At 66.6% G+C, this 13,626-nt stretch carries 13 protein-coding genes; 2 read left to right on the forward strand and 11 right to left on the reverse strand.

Features of this window, described 5'->3' with window-relative positions; genetic code table 11:
* Nucleotides 1-41: 41 nt before the first annotated feature.
* From ispG to ACS5NL_RS09785, 8 genes are all read right to left on the reverse strand, one after another.
* Nucleotides 42-1,340: a flavodoxin-dependent (E)-4-hydroxy-3-methylbut-2-enyl-diphosphate synthase gene (ispG, locus tag ACS5NL_RS09750; RefSeq protein WP_439353544.1), complete on the reverse strand. Its 1,299-nt coding sequence runs from the start codon at nt 1,338-1,340 to the stop codon at nt 42-44.
* A gap of 2 nt (nt 1,341-1,342) precedes the next feature.
* A complete protein-coding gene (locus ACS5NL_RS09755; protein ID WP_439353545.1) occupies nt 1,343-2,230 on the reverse strand; it encodes a RodZ domain-containing protein in 888 nt (295 codons plus the stop codon).
* Nucleotides 2,223-3,113, reverse strand: coding sequence for a type IV pilus biogenesis/stability protein PilW (pilW, locus tag ACS5NL_RS09760; protein ID WP_439353546.1), 891 nt, complete (start codon nt 3,111-3,113; stop codon nt 2,223-2,225). Before pilW ends, ACS5NL_RS09755 begins: the two co-directional genes overlap by 8 nt.
* A complete protein-coding gene (rlmN, locus tag ACS5NL_RS09765; RefSeq protein WP_439353547.1) occupies nt 3,110-4,246 on the reverse strand; it encodes a dual-specificity RNA methyltransferase RlmN in 1,137 nt (378 codons plus the stop codon). Before rlmN ends, pilW begins: the two co-directional genes overlap by 4 nt.
* A gap of 19 nt (nt 4,247-4,265) precedes the next feature.
* Entirely contained in the window at nt 4,266-4,691 is a 426-nt protein-coding gene (ndk, locus tag ACS5NL_RS09770; protein ID WP_411364293.1) for a nucleoside-diphosphate kinase, read from the reverse strand.
* A 111-nt stretch (nt 4,692-4,802) separates the two neighbouring features.
* On the reverse strand, nt 4,803-6,068 hold the full coding sequence (locus ACS5NL_RS09775) for a pseudouridine synthase (RefSeq protein ID WP_439353548.1): 1,266 nt from the start codon (nt 6,066-6,068) through the stop codon (nt 4,803-4,805).
* Complete coding sequence (gene scpB, locus ACS5NL_RS09780) at nt 6,037-6,729, reverse strand: SMC-Scp complex subunit ScpB (protein ID WP_439353549.1); 693 nt, start codon at nt 6,727-6,729, stop codon at nt 6,037-6,039. The genes ACS5NL_RS09775 and scpB overlap by 32 nt, the downstream gene beginning before the upstream one ends.
* 188 nt (nt 6,730-6,917) lie before the next feature.
* Nucleotides 6,918-7,943 (reverse strand): RluA family pseudouridine synthase, encoded by a 1,026-nt coding sequence (locus tag ACS5NL_RS09785; RefSeq protein ID WP_439353550.1) that lies wholly within the window; start codon nt 7,941-7,943, stop codon nt 6,918-6,920.
* A gap of 56 nt (nt 7,944-7,999) precedes the next feature.
* Between ACS5NL_RS09785 and ACS5NL_RS09790 the strand changes: the two genes are divergently transcribed.
* Together ACS5NL_RS09790 and ACS5NL_RS09795 are read left to right on the forward strand one after the other, a co-directional pair.
* Nucleotides 8,000-8,779, forward strand: coding sequence for an outer membrane protein assembly factor BamD (locus ACS5NL_RS09790; protein WP_439353551.1), 780 nt, complete (start codon nt 8,000-8,002; stop codon nt 8,777-8,779).
* Nucleotides 8,780-8,895: 116 nt separating this feature from the next.
* A complete protein-coding gene (locus tag ACS5NL_RS09795; RefSeq protein WP_439353552.1) occupies nt 8,896-9,654 on the forward strand; it encodes a PP2C family protein-serine/threonine phosphatase in 759 nt (252 codons plus the stop codon).
* A 36-nt stretch (nt 9,655-9,690) separates the two neighbouring features.
* Here ACS5NL_RS09795 and zapE read toward each other — a convergent pair whose 3' ends face one another.
* From zapE to odhB, 3 genes are all read right to left on the reverse strand, one after another.
* Nucleotides 9,691-10,788, reverse strand: a complete 1,098-nt coding sequence (gene zapE / locus ACS5NL_RS09800; protein WP_439353553.1) for a cell division protein ZapE — start codon at nt 10,786-10,788, stop codon at nt 9,691-9,693.
* A 13-nt stretch (nt 10,789-10,801) separates the two neighbouring features.
* Nucleotides 10,802-12,229: a dihydrolipoyl dehydrogenase gene (lpdA, locus tag ACS5NL_RS09805; protein WP_439353554.1), complete on the reverse strand. Its 1,428-nt coding sequence runs from the start codon at nt 12,227-12,229 to the stop codon at nt 10,802-10,804.
* A 63-nt stretch (nt 12,230-12,292) separates the two neighbouring features.
* Complete coding sequence (gene odhB, locus ACS5NL_RS09810) at nt 12,293-13,561, reverse strand: 2-oxoglutarate dehydrogenase complex dihydrolipoyllysine-residue succinyltransferase (protein ID WP_411364285.1); 1,269 nt, start codon at nt 13,559-13,561, stop codon at nt 12,293-12,295.
* Nucleotides 13,562-13,626 lie beyond the last annotated feature (65 nt).

A 13,626-nucleotide genomic window follows, 5' to 3' on the forward strand; every position in this document is an offset into this window, starting at 1 on the left:
GCTTCGGAAAAAAACGGCGGCCGTGGCCGCCGGTGCGCGGTTCAGGCGGGTGTGCCGTACCGCTTCTGGACGTAGTTTTCGACGATCTGCTGGAATTCGGCAGCAATGCCCTCGCCACGCAACGTCAGCGCCTTTTCGCCGTCGATGAACACCGGCGCGGCCGGTGCCTCACCGGTGCCCGGCAGGCTGATGCCGAGGTCGGCGTGTTTGCTCTCGCCGGGGCCATTGACGATGCAGCCCATGACCGCGACCTTCATGTTCTCGACGCCGGGGTAGCGCGCTCGCCACACCGGCATGGAAGCCCGAAGGAAGTCGTCGATCTGCTTGGCCAGCTCCTGGAAGGTGGTGCTGGTGGTGCGGCCACAGCCGGGGCAGGCGGTGACGCTGGGCACGAAGGCCCGCAGACCCAGCGACTGCAGGATCTCGGACGCGATCAAGACTTCCTGCGTCCGGGCTTCGCCGGGCTGCGGCGTGAGCGAGACGCGGATGGTGTCGCCAATGCCTTGCTGCAGCAGCACCGACAGCGCTGCGGCCGAAGCCACCGTACCTTTGGCCCCCATGCCGGCTTCGGTCAGTCCCAGGTGCAGCACATGGTCGGTGCGACGGGCCAGCTCCTCGTACACCGCGATCAGGTCCTGCACACCACTGACCTTGCAGGACAGCATGATGTTGTTGCGGTTCAGGCCGATCTCTTCGGCACGCTGCGCGGAATCGAGGGCCGAAGTGATCAGCGCTTCGTACATCACCTGCCGGGCATCCCAGGGCTCGGCACGCTGCGCGTTCTGGTCCATCAGCCGGGCCAGCAGATCCTGGTCCAGACTGCCCCAGTTGACGCCGATCCGGACCGCCTTGTCGTAGCGGGCGGCGATCTCGACCATCTGGGCAAACTGCCGGTCGCCCTTGTCGCCTCGACCGACGTTGCCGGGGTTGATGCGGTACTTGGACAGCGCCTCGGCGCAGGCCGGATGATCGGTCAGCAGCCGGTGGCCGTTGTAGTGGAAGTCGCCAATCAGTGGCACATGGACGCCCATGCGGTCCAGCTGCTCGCGGATGTGCGGCACGGCCTGTGCGGCCTCATCGTTGTTGACCGTGATGCGGACCAGCTCGGAGCCGGCCAGCGCCAGTTCCTTGACCTGGATCGCCGTGCCGATGGCGTCGGCGGTGTCGGTGTTGGTCATCGACTGCACGCGCACCGGCGCACCGCCGCCGACGGTCACCTCGTGAGAGCCCCAGCGCACCACGCCGGCGCGGCTGTGACGCAGACGGGGCGCACTCAGGGCGACCGGCCGGGGGCCGGCATCGGCGGACGCAGAGCGATCGGGCTGGGTTGCTGTGAGCATCGTCACTTCACCTGGAATCGGGCCACGCTGTTGCGGGCAAAGGGCGAAACATCGAAGGCCTGGCCACGCACGGTGACCGCCACCGCGTCGGCGCGTCCCACGACCACCGAATACGGCGGGGCCACGGTGAAGTCCAGCGCATCGCCGGACTTCAGCATGCGCTGCACCTGGGTCTTGCCGGTGCCGTCAACCACCTCGATCCAGGCGTCGGCCGTGGCGCGGATGTTGAGCACCGCGGCACTGGCCGCGGTCTCGGCCACCGGAGCAGCGGGCGCAGCAGGCGGTGCCGTTGCCGGAACTGGTGTTGCAGCAACCTTGGCGGGCACATCGCCGGCCGTCACTGCGGGCGCGGACACCACAGGCGGCTCGGGTGCCGGAGCCGGCGGCATCACCGGCTCCACCTTGGCCTCGGCCGGGCCGGAGGACGGCGTGAAACCGGCCACCGCAGACTTCACCGACGCCACGCTGTCGTCCCAGTCGGGCATGAACAGGAGACCGACAGCCCCCGTCACCAGGGCCAGCGACACCATGACGGCGGGCCGGCGCAGCCAGTCCAGCGGAGCGAGCGACGGAGCCATCTGGGCCGGACGGAAGGGCGCGTTGAGCGCACCCGACGGCGAGTCCAGCGAGGGCGTGTGCCCGGTCGGAATCTGCGCCAGCACCGCGGCCGGGTCGACTTTCAGGTGCCTGCAGGCACTGGAGGCCAGCGCGCGGGCAAAGGTGAGGTCGGGCAATTCGTCGTAGCGGCCGGCTTCCAGCGCCTCGAGCTTTCGCACCGGCACCTTCAGGGCAGCCGCCAGGGCAGCAATATGCAATCCGGCAGCCTCACGCGATTGGCGCAGCAGCACCGGGCTCGCAAAACCCGGGTTCTGGCTGGGCGACTCACTCATTGAAGGCACCTCGCTGATAAGCAGCCAACTCCTTGGAGCGGGGGAAGCGGCGTTGAAGTTGTTGTGCCAGCTGATCGGCGGCCGGCGTGTTCTTCAGCACCCGTTCGATCTTGATACCCAGCCAAAGTGATTCGGCATTGGCCTGTTCGGAGTTGTTCAGGCGCCGGATGTAGAACTGTGCCCGGCTGTGGTCACCACGGCGATACAGCAGCGCAGCAAGGTTGTAGCCAGTGATCGGGTTGGCCGCGTCAAGTTCGTAGGAACGGGCAAAACTGCTCTCGGCCTCAGCCAGTTGACCCATGCGCGTCTGGCACACGCCCTTGGCCATCAGCGTCTTGGCCTGGCCACCGTACACCGGGCTGGTGAGCGCCCGGTTGAACAGGTCGACCGCCTCTGCGTGCCTGCCCAGCTGGCAGGCATACCAGCCGTAGTTGTGCAACGCGTCTGGATCGCGGGGATTGATCTGCAAGGCACGGCGAAAGCTGTCTTCGGCCAGCCCGTTGTCGTTCAGGCGCATGTAAACCAGTCCGCGCAGCACAAACGCCGGACCAAAGTTCGGATCGGCCACCAGTGCCTGCTTGATCTGGTCCAGCGCGACCGAGGTCTGGCCCTGGTCGAAATATCCCGAGGCCAGTTCGATGCGCAAACGGGCCCGCTTGCGCGCTTCGGGTTCATCGGACTCGGTCAGCGGTTCGCCATTGCGATCCGTGTTGGCGTTCACCGAGCTGTTCGCGCAGGCAGCGACAGCCCCCAGCAAGAGCAGCCCCATCACCACCCGGACCACCCGGGAAGACAGATCCAGCGCCCAGATGCCGGCACCCGCACGGTTGCGTGCAACCTGCGCGGTGGATTCACTCGGGCGAAAAACGCGGGAATCTGTCATGCCTGGTTTTCCTTGGCTGGGTGCACAAATCGGATCGGCTGCGCGGCCGCCCGTCGACGGGCGGCCTGGGTACGGTCCAGGACGTCTCCGGCCAGTTGACCGCAGGCGGCATCGATGTCATCGCCCCGCGTCTTGCGGATGGTGGTCACCACGCCGCCGTCGTTGAGGATCTTGCCGAAGGCCTGGACCACCGGACGCGGCGAGCAGCGCAGGCCGGAATCCGGAAACGGGTTGAAGGGTATCAGGTTGAATTTGCAGGGCACTCCTCGCCCGCCGTGGTGCTTCACCAGCTCCAGCAACTGGCGCGCGTGCTCCGGCTGGTCGTTCACCCCGTCGAGCATGCAGTACTCGAAGGTGATGAAGTCGCGCGGGGCTGCGGGCAGATAGCGCTGGCAGGCATCGAGCAACTCGGCGATCGGGTACTTGCGGTTGATCGGCACCAGCACGTCGCGCAGCGCGTCGTTGGGCGCGTGCAGCGACACCGCCAGCGCGACCGGGCAGTCCTTGGCCAGACGGTCCATCATCGGCACCACCCCAGAAGTGGACACGGTGAGCCGCCGGCGCGACAGGCCATAACCGTGGTCGTCCAGCATCGCGCGCAACGCCGGCACCAGAGCGCTGTAGTTCTGCAGCGGCTCGCCCATGCCCATCATCACCACGTTGGTGATCACGCGCTCGGTGGTGCCCAGGTGCTTGCGCAGGAAATGTTCGGCATGCCAGAGCTGCGCCAGGATTTCACCGGTGGTGAGATTGCGCGAGAACCCCTGGTGACCGGTGGAGCAGAAGCGGCAACCGACGGCGCAGCCAGCCTGCGAGGACACGCACAGCGTACCCCGGTCATCTTCTGGAATGAACACGGTCTCGACGGCGTTGCCGTCGCCCACATCGAACAGCCATTTGATGGTGCCGTCGGCCGAATCCTGGCGCGAGAGCACCGGCAATCCGGTGATGGTGCAGACCGAGGGCAGTTTTTCGCGCAGGCTCTTGGCGAGATCGGTCATCTCGTCGAAGCGCGAAGCCCCCTTCTGATGGATCCAGCGAAACAGCTGGACGGCGCGGAAGCGCTTTTCGCCCAGCTGTTCGCAATAGGCGGTCAAGCCCTCGAGGTCGAAGTCGAGCAGGTTGACCGTCATGTCATGGCGTTCGCGCGGATCAGCGCGAGTACACGTTCATGCCGGGGAAGAAGAAGGCAACTTCCACTGCGGCGGTTTCGGGAGCGTCGGAGCCGTGCACGGCGTTGGCATCGATGCTGTCGGCGAAGTCGGCGCGGATGGTGCCGGCGGCGGCCTTCTTGGGATCGGTGGCGCCCATCAGGTCGCGGTTCTTGGCGATGGCGCCTTCGCCTTCCAGGGCCTGGATCATCACCGGACCGGAGATCATGAAGTCCACCAGGTCCTTGAAGAAGGGACGGGCCTTGTGCACCGCGTAGAACTGCTCGGCTTCGGCGCGGGAGAGGTGCACCAGCTTGGCGGCCACGATCTTCAGGCCTGCAGCTTCAAAACGGGCATAGATCTGACCGATCACGTTCTTGGCGACGGCGTCGGGCTTGATGATGGAGAGGGTGCGTTCGATGGCCATGATGTTCCTTGAATTTTCGAGTGAAAGACGGTTTTTGCGCTGAGCGGCAAAGCCCCTGATTCTACCTCGGTCAGGGTGAAACCTTTGCAGCGCGCGGGGCAACGGGTTCGATCACCGGCCTCCAGGGCGACCTCGCCCACCGCCACCCCCGCCGCGGCGCCCACCGCCGGGACCTCCTCGTCCACCACCTTGTTCGCGCTGGCGCTGCAGGGCGTCCTGGCCGATGTAGCCGAGCGATGTCTTCAACGGATCGGGCTGGCCACCCGCCTGGCCTGGCGATCCCTTACCGCCCTTGCCCTTCGTCGATGGCGTACCGAACATGCTGCCACGGCGCACCGACGGTGCCTCGCCCCGGCTGCCGGCCGGATTGCCGTAGTTGCGTCCACCTTGCGGACCCTGTTTGCTGCCACGCCCCGGGGCGGCACGACCGGACGGGCGCTCGGCACGCGGCTTCACACCGGCCGCCGCCGTCAGTCGATCGATGTCACCCTGGTCCAGCTCCAGCCACACACCACGCTTGAGACCGCGCGGCAGCATCATGGCGCCGTAACGGATGCGGATCAGCCGGCTCACGGCATGACCCACCGCCTCGAACATCCGGCGCACCTCACGGTTGCGGCCTTCGCCGATGGTGACGCGGTACCAGCAGTTGGCACCCTCGCCGCCGCCGTCCTCGATGCTGTCGAAGCGCGCTTCGCCGTCGTCCAGCCGCACCCCGTCGAGCAGGCGCTGCTTCTCTTCGTTGGACAGCGCCCCCAGCACCCGCACCGCGTACTCGCGCTGCAGGCCAAAGCGCGGGTGCATCAGGCGGTTGGCCAGCTCGCCGGAGTCGGTGAGCAGCAGCAGGCCTTCGGTGTTCAGATCCAACCGGCCGACCGACTGCCATTTGCCATGGAACAGGCGTGGCAGGCGGCGGAACACGGTGGGCCGGTTCTGCGGATCGTCGTGCGAAACCACCTCGCCCGCGGGCTTGTGGTAGGCCAGAACCCGCGGCGGTGGCGGCGCGATGCGCACGCGCACAGGCTTGCCGTTGACCTTGATCGTGTCGCCGTACTGGATGCGCTGCCCCACGTGGGCAGGTTCGCCGTTGACGGAGATGCGCCCTTCGAGGATCAGTTGCTCCATCTCCAGGCGGGAGCCCAGTCCAGCCTGGGCCAGCACCTTGTGCAGCTTGGGCGAATCGGCCTCGGGCAGCAGCACCCGCTTGCCCGGCAGCGGCTGTTCAAGCTCCTGGTCGGCATCGAAGGCGCCGCTGACCACATCGTCAAAACGCAGGGCGTCATCCGGAGCAGCGGCATCCTGCGGGGCAGGTCCGTGGGCGGGCGGTGCCGCCGCCGGAGCGGCGTCATTCGGGCTGGGGGGCGTCACCGGTTTCATGTGTGTCCTGGGAGTTGGCGGGAGAAGCGGATTCGGAAGCGGTTTCTTCGGGCGGCAGCTGGAACAAACCACCCTCTTCGTCGGCGGTGGCCGATGGGGTGGCCGGCAGTGCATCAAAGTCCAGACGGCCCAGCGCAGATTCCTGCACCTCGCTGCTGTCCAGCGGCGGCAACTGGTCGAGCGACGACAGGCCGAGGTCGTCCAGGAACTGGCGCGTGGTCGCGAACAGGGCGGGACGCCCCACCGTTTCACGGTGGCCGATGACCTCGATCCATCCCCGGTCTTCCAGCTGCTTGAGGATCAGGGAGTTGATGGTCACGCCCCGGATGTCTTCCATGTCACCGCGGGTGACGGGCTGGCGGTAGGCAATGATGGCCAGCGTCTCCATCGCGGCGCGGGTGTACTTGGGCGGCTTCTCGGGGTGGAGCCGGTCCAGGAAGGGCCGCATGTCCGGCCGGCTCTGGAACCGCCAGCCGGTGGCCACCGGCACCAGCTCGACGCCGCGCCCCGTCCATTCGGTCTGCAGGTCGGCCAGCAGCATCTTGAGGGTATCGGACGACACCTCTCCATCGAACAGCACCCCGAGTTCCCGCACGGACAGGGGCTGGGGCGCGCAGATCAGGGCCGTCTCGAGGACGCGCTTGGCATCCGAGGAATTCATCGGTGGAACCTGAAAGAAAGCCTGGCGAAGGTCTTGTGCAACATGGCGGGCCGCCGCAGTCTGCTCACCCCCGCAAGAGGCATGGTGAACACGGGGGAGTGCGCTGGCTCAGGACCGTCCGCGAGGGAAGTTGGAACGATCGGACAACAGTGGGGTCCGAACCACGGACCCGAAGACGCCGCGGACTCTTACCCCGGCAGAGGACCATTGTAATGGAGCCCCGCCGCGGCCACAGCGGCCAGGAAGTCCGGCGGCGGCACGCTGGTGAAATCCAGCGGCGCGCCACCGACAGGATGGGCCAGCGACAGGCGGACCGCATGCAGCGCCTGGCGCTCCATGCCCCAGGCCACCTTGCCGCCATACAGCGTGTCCCCGACCAGCGGATGTCCCAGCCAGGCCATGTGGACCCGGATCTGGTGCGTCCGCCCGGTGTGCAGCTTGCAGGCCACCAGGCAGGCCTGTGCGTTGGTGCCGATCAGGGTGACGGTGGTCCGGGCGGGCTTGGCCCCGGTCTGGTCCGCGCGCAGCACCGCCATGCGCAGGCGCTGCACCGGGTCACGACCGACCGCCCGCTCCACCTCGCAGGGCGATTCACGCTCCCATGGACCATGGCCCAGCGCCACGTATTCCCGACGCACCTCTCGCGCCGCGATCGCCCGCACCAGCGCCTCCATGCTGCGCCGGCTCTTCGCCACCAGCATCAGGCCCGAGGTGTCCTTGTCCAGCCGGTGCACGATCCCCGCGCGCGGCAGGCTGCTGGCGCCCGCATGGTGGGCCAGCAGCCCATTGAGCAAGGTGCCGCTCCAGTGCCCTGGCGCCGGATGGACCACCAGCCCGGCAGGTTTGCGGATCACCAGCAGGTCGGTGTCTTCGAAGACGATGTCCAGGGCCATCGGCTGGGCCACGAACGCCATCGCCTGCTGGGTCGGCCGCAACTCCACCCGCAACCGGTCACCGGCTGTTACCTTTGCGGACGGTTTGCGCGCCTCGCCCCCCCGGAACCAGACGGCCCCGTCGGCCATCAGCTGCTGCAGGTAGGAACGAGAGAACTCCGGCACCAGCGCCGCCAGGGCACGGTCGATGCGCCAGCCGTGCATGGACGCGGGCACGTCGCAGTCGCGGATTTCCGGTTCCGGCAGACCGTCGACCAGTTCCGCGTCCGTCTCGGACGCAGCCTCGTCGCCCACCCCCGTCGATATAATTTCCGAAGCCAATCCGGTGTTCCTGTTGTGAAGGTCCGCGTGTGAATCCTCGTTCGAGATTATCGGTCGTGTCCCTGGGCGCCTCGGCCCTGATGCTGGCGGTTTCCGCCTGCAGCAACACACCTGTCGACGCGACCAAGGACTGGAGTGTCAACAAGCTCCACACCGAAGCCCGCGACGAGCGCGACGCCGGCAACTACGAAAAGGCGATCGATCTCTACGAAAAGCTCGAAGGTCGCGCCGCCGGCACGCCGCTGGCCCAGCAGGCCGAACTCGACAAGGCATTTGCCCAGTACAAATCGGGCGAACAGGCGCAGGCCCTCGCGACGCTGGAGCGTTTCATGCGGCTGCACCCCGCCAGCCCGGCGCTTGACTACGCGCTCTATCTCAAGGGTCTGGTGACCTTCAACGAAAACCTGGGGCTGTTCGGCTCGCTCTCGCAACAGGACCTATCCGAGCGCGACCAGAAGGCCGCCAAGGAATCCTTCGAGGCCTTCCGCGAAGTCGCGACACGCTTCCCCGACTCCCGCTATGCGCCCGACTCCCGTGCGCGCATGACGCACATCGTGAACTCGCTGTCGCAGTACGAGGTGCATGTCGCCCGTTACTACGTCGGCCGCGGCGCCTACCTGGCGGCGGTGAACCGCGCCCAGGCTGCCCTCAGCGACTACCCCAACACGCCCGCGCTGGAAGAGGCCCTGGCCATCCTGGTGCGCAGCTACGATGCCCTGGGCATGACCCAGTTGCGCGACGACGCACAGCGCGTGCTGAAAACCAACTACCCCAAGAGCGCCTTCCTGCAGCAACCGGGCAGCAGCAAGGGCAACGCCTGGTGGAAGCTTTGGTGAATCCGCCCGCTGCTTCAGGTCTCACCTTTTTTTGAGCCCCTGGTCCGGAGGCAGTAATAAGTGGGTACTATCCGGCGCTGAATCGGCCCATCGTTTGTGATCCATCGCGACCTCCCATGAGCAAAGGCTTCCGCATCCACGCGTCCACCGGCATCCATCGGGGTGACCGCGACTACCAGCAGGATCAGGTCTGCCTGCTGCAGCATCCTCGCGAAAGCGGTTGCATGCTGGCCGTGGTAGCCGACGGCATGGGCGGGCGCAGCGGCGGGCGCAAGGCCTCCGACCAGGTCATGCTGACCTCGCGCCAGCTGTTCGAACGCTTCGACCCCGACACCGACGACGCCTCGGCCATGTTGCGGCAGATCGTCGAAGAGTCGCACCTGGTGATCAAGCTCACCGCCGTGTCGGCCGAGCAGGAGCCCCACAGCACCATCGCGGCCTTCCTGCTCTCGCCCAACGGAACCAGCCACTGGATCCACGCCGGCGACTCGCGCATCTACCACTTCCGCAATGGCCGCATGGTGTTCCGTACCATGGACCACTCCTATGTGCAGACCCTGGTGAACCAGGGCGAGATCACCGAAGAAGAAGCACTGGACCACCCGCACTCCAACATCCTGATGGGTTGCCTGGGCACCGACAACGATCCGCCGGTGGACATCCATGTCGTGCAGCAGCTGGGCCCAGGCGACGCCATCATGGCCTGCAGCGACGGGGTCTGGCACTACTTCACGCCAGAGGAACTCTCCAGCACGATCTCGATGCTCTCGCCCCGCGAGGCCTGCGAGTTCCTGATCCAGAAGGCGCGCTCACGCGCCAAGGGCATGGGCGACAACCTGTCGCTGACCATCGTCAAGTTCGACCCGTTGACATAACAAGCCCCCCTGCGCCGCTTGACTAGACAGGCGCGCTCAGGTCAGCCCGGTATCGACGGTCCGGTGCTCCAGGGCGAGGTATTCCGCCGACTGCATTTCCCCGAGGCGTGAAACCGTGCGCGGGAACTCATGCGACATGGGTCCGTCGAGGTACAGCTGTTCGGGCGGCACGGCCGCCGACATCACCAGCTTCACGCGGCGGTCGTACAGCACGTCGATCAGCCAGGTGAAGCGCCGCGCCTCCGAGGCCTGGCGCACCGCCATCTGCGGCACGTTGGACAGCATCAGTGTGTGAAACTGGGTCGCGATTTCCAGGTAATCGTTCTGCGAACGCGGACCGCCGCACAGGGTCTGGAAATCGAACCAGATCACGCCGCCGGCCCGGCGCAGCGCGCGGATCTCGCGCGACTCGATCTGCATCACCGGACTTTCGTCGTGGGCCTCGGCCAGCTCGCCAAAGGTCTTGTCCATCGCCGCATCGGCGAGCTCACCCAGCGGCGTGTGGTACAGCTCGATGTGCGTCAGCGTGCGCTGGCGATAGTCGGTGCCGTTGTCGACGCTGAGGACTTCGAGCTTCTGCTTGAGCAGCTCGATCGCCGGCAGGATGCGGTCGCGGTGCAGGCCATTGGGGTACAGCCCGTCCGGGTGGAAATTGGACGTGGTGACGAAGCCCACACCCGCCTTGAACAGGGCGTCCAGCAGGCGGTGCAGGATCATGGCGTCGGTCACATCCGCCACGTGGAACTCGTCGAAGCAGATCAGCTTGTAGCGCTTGGCGATGCGTTCGCCCAGCTCGTCCAGCGGGTTGACCGTGCCCTGCAGCTCGCGCAGTTCGCGGTGCACCTCGCGCATGAACTCGTGGAAGTGCAGCCGCGTCTTGCGCCGGATCGGCACCGCGTTGAAAAAGCAGTCCATCAGGAAGCTCTTGCCGCGCCCCACCCCGCCGAACATGTAGACCCCGCGCGGGATCTCGGGCTTGACGAACATCTTCTTCAGCGCGTTGGAGCGCTTCTGTTTGTAGTTCGCCCAGTCGGCGGCACACCGCTCCAGCGCGGCGATGGCGCGCTGCTGGGCGGGGTCGGTGGTGTAGCCGCGCGTCTTCAGCTCGGCTTCATAGGTGGCGCGGACCGACAAGAGCAGATCCCGATCAGAAGTTCAGCGTGCGCTTGTCCACCGCCAGCGCGGCTTCCTTGGTCGACTCGGAAAGCGACGGGTGGGCATGGCAGATGCGGGCGATGTCTTCGCTCGACGCCTTGAACTCCATCGCCATCACGGCTTCGGCGATCAGCTCGGACGCCTGCGGGCCGATGATGTGCACGCCCAGGATCTCGTCGGTCTTGGCGTCGGCCACGATCTTGACGAAGCCGGTGGTGTCGCCCAGCGCGCGCGCACGGCCATTGGCCAGGAACGGGAACTGGCCCGAGCGGTAGGCCACGCCGTCCGCCTTGAGCTGCTGCTCGGTCTTGCCGACCCAGGCGATTTCCGGGCTGGTGTAGATCACGTAGGGAATGGTGTTGAAGTTGACGTGACCATGCTGGCCAGCGATGCGCTCGGCCACCGCCACACCCTCTTCTTCCGCCTTGTGCGCCAGCATCGGGCCACGCACCACGTCGCCCACCGCCCACACGCCGGGCAGGTTGGTGCGGCACTCGGCATCGACCACGATGGCGCCGCGCTCGTCCAGCTGCAGACCCACGGCCTCGGGATTCAGACCGATGGTGTTGGCGACGCGGCCGATCGAGACGATCAGCTTGTCCACCGCCAGCTCCTGGGCTTCGCCCTTGGCGTTGGTGTAGGCCACGGTCACGCCCTTCTTGGCGTTCTTGACCTCGGCGATCTTCACGCCCAGCTCGATCTTCAGGCCCTGCTTGGTGAAGACCTTGAGCGCTTCCTTGGCCACGGCCTCGTCGGCCGCGGGCAGGAAGGCGGGCATGCCTTCGAGGATCACGACCTCGGCCCCCAGGCGGCGCCAGACCGAACCCATTTCCAGGCCGATCACGCCGGAACCGATCACGCCCAGCTTCTTGGGCACGGCGCCGACACGCAGCGCGCCGTCGTTGGACAGCACGTTGACTTCGTCGAACTCGACGCCCGGCAGCGCACGCGCGTTGGAGCCGGTGGCGACGATGACCTGCTTGCCGCTGATCACTTCTTCGGCCGCGCCGGCGACCTTGATCTGGTAAGCACCGTCGGCAGCGGCCACGAAGGAACCACGGCCGTGGAAGAAGCTGACCTTGTTCTTCTTGAGCAGGTAGAGGATGCCGTCGTTGTTCTGCTTCACGACGCCGTCCTTGCGGGCGATCATCTTGGCCACGTCCATCTTCACCGCACCGGTGCTGATGCCGTGTTCGGCGAAGTGGTGGCTGGCGTGGTCGAAGTGCTCGGACGACTGCAGCAGCGCCTTGGACGGGATGCAGCCGACGTTGGTGCAGGTGCCGCCGGGGGCCGGGCCACCGGCCGCGTTCTTCCACTCGTCGATGCACGCGACCTTGAAGCCCAGCTGGGCAGCGCGGATGGCGGCGATGTAGCCGCCGGGGCCGCCGCCGATCACGACGACGTCAAATGCTTGGGACATGTTTTTTTCCTGAAAGGGTTGGACAAACGCCCCCGAAGGGGCGTCTGCAAAGTCACTGTTCGATCAGATGTCGAACAGCAAACGGGCCGGATCTTCCAGCGCTTCCTTCATGGCCACCAGGCCCAGCACGGCTTCGCGGCCGTCGATGATGCGGTGGTCGTAGGACATGGCGAAGTAGTTCATCGGGCGCACCACGACCTGGCCGTTTTCGACCATGGCGCGGTCCTTAGTGGCGTGCACGCCCAGGATGGCCGACTGCGGCGGGTTGATGATGGGGGTGGACATCATCGAGCCGAAGGTGCCGCCGTTGGAGATGGAGAACGTGCCACCGGTCATGTCGTCGATGCCCAGCTTGCCGTCCTTGGCCTTCTGGCCGAATTCGGCGATCTTCTTCTCGATGTCGGCGAAGCTCATCTGGTCGGCATTGCGCAGGATGGGCACCACCAGGCCGCGCGGCGAGCCGACAGCGATACCGATGTCGAAGTAGCCGTGGTAGACGATGTCGTTGCCGTCGACCGACGCGTTGAGGATCGGGAACTTCTTGAGGGCGTGCACGGCCGCCTTGACGAAGAAGCTCATGAAGCCCAGCTTGACGCCGTGTTCCTTCTCGAAACGCTCCTGCATGCGCTTGCGCATGTCCATGACCGGGGCCATGTTGATTTCGTTGAAGGTGGTCAGGATGGCGTTGGTCGATTGCGACTGCAGCAGACGCTCGGCCACGCGGGCGCGCAGACGCGTCATCGGGACACGCTCTTCCGGACGGTCGCCCAGATCCGGCGCCACGGTGGCGACCTGCGGCAGCACCTTGGTGGGCGCGCCGGTGGGGATCGCAGCGGGGGCGGCCACGGCGACCTTGGGTGCGCTGGCGGCGGCCAGCACATCGCCCTTGGTCACACGGCCATCCTTGCCGGTGCCGGCGACGGAACCGGGCGCCATGCCGGCGTCGGCCATCAGCTTGGCGGCGGCGGGCATGGCCACGCCGGCCTTGCCGGTGGAGGCGGCGGCAGCGGCGGCCGGGGCAGCAGCCACCGGAGCCGGTGCGGCAGCAGCCGGTGCAGGAGCGGCCGCCGGGGCAGCGGCACCAGCGACGGCGGCGGTGTCGATCTTCGCGATCAGCTGATCGGCGGCGACGGTCGCGCCGTCGCCCTGCACGATTTCCACCAGCACGCCGCTGGCGGGCGCCGGGCATTCGAGCACGACCTTGTCGGTCTCGATCTCGATCAGGATTTCGTCGACGGTGACGGCGTCACCGGCTTTTTTCTTCCACTGCAGCAGCGTGGCTTCGGCCACGGATTCGGAAAGCTGCGGAACCTTGACTTCTACGATTGCCATGTTTCTTCTACCTTGATGTGTCGAAGGCTGTGGCCCGGCGGCGGCCCCGGCCGTGACCGACCGGG

The organism is Hydrogenophaga sedimenti (assembly GCF_051857515.1).
In the GTDB taxonomy this organism is placed as follows: domain Bacteria; phylum Pseudomonadota; class Gammaproteobacteria; order Burkholderiales; family Burkholderiaceae_C; genus Hydrogenophaga.

Bases quoted from the DNA above. Each gene is read 5' to 3' on its own strand.
- ispG (WP_439353544.1), bottom strand. From the start codon at position 1,340: ATGCTCACAGCAACCCAGCCCGATCGCTCTGCGTCCGCCGATGCCGGC.
- ACS5NL_RS09755 (WP_439353545.1), bottom strand. From the start codon at position 2,230: ATGAGTGAGTCGCCCAGCCAGAACCCGGGTTTTGCGAGCCCGGTGCTG.
- pilW (WP_439353546.1), bottom strand. From the start codon at position 3,113: ATGACAGATTCCCGCGTTTTTCGCCCGAGTGAATCCACCGCGCAGGTT.
- rlmN (WP_439353547.1), bottom strand. From the start codon at position 4,246: ATGACGGTCAACCTGCTCGACTTCGACCTCGAGGGCTTGACCGCCTAT.
- ndk (WP_411364293.1), bottom strand. From the start codon at position 4,691: ATGGCCATCGAACGCACCCTCTCCATCATCAAGCCCGACGCCGTCGCC.
- ACS5NL_RS09775 (WP_439353548.1), bottom strand. From the start codon at position 6,068: ATGAAACCGGTGACGCCCCCCAGCCCGAATGACGCCGCTCCGGCGGCG.
- scpB (WP_439353549.1), bottom strand. From the start codon at position 6,729: ATGAATTCCTCGGATGCCAAGCGCGTCCTCGAGACGGCCCTGATCTGC.
- ACS5NL_RS09795 (WP_439353552.1), top strand. From the start codon at position 8,896: ATGAGCAAAGGCTTCCGCATCCACGCGTCCACCGGCATCCATCGGGGT.
- lpdA (WP_439353554.1), bottom strand. From the start codon at position 12,229: ATGTCCCAAGCATTTGACGTCGTCGTGATCGGCGGCGGCCCCGGCGGC.
- odhB (WP_411364285.1), bottom strand. From the start codon at position 13,561: ATGGCAATCGTAGAAGTCAAGGTTCCGCAGCTTTCCGAATCCGTGGCC.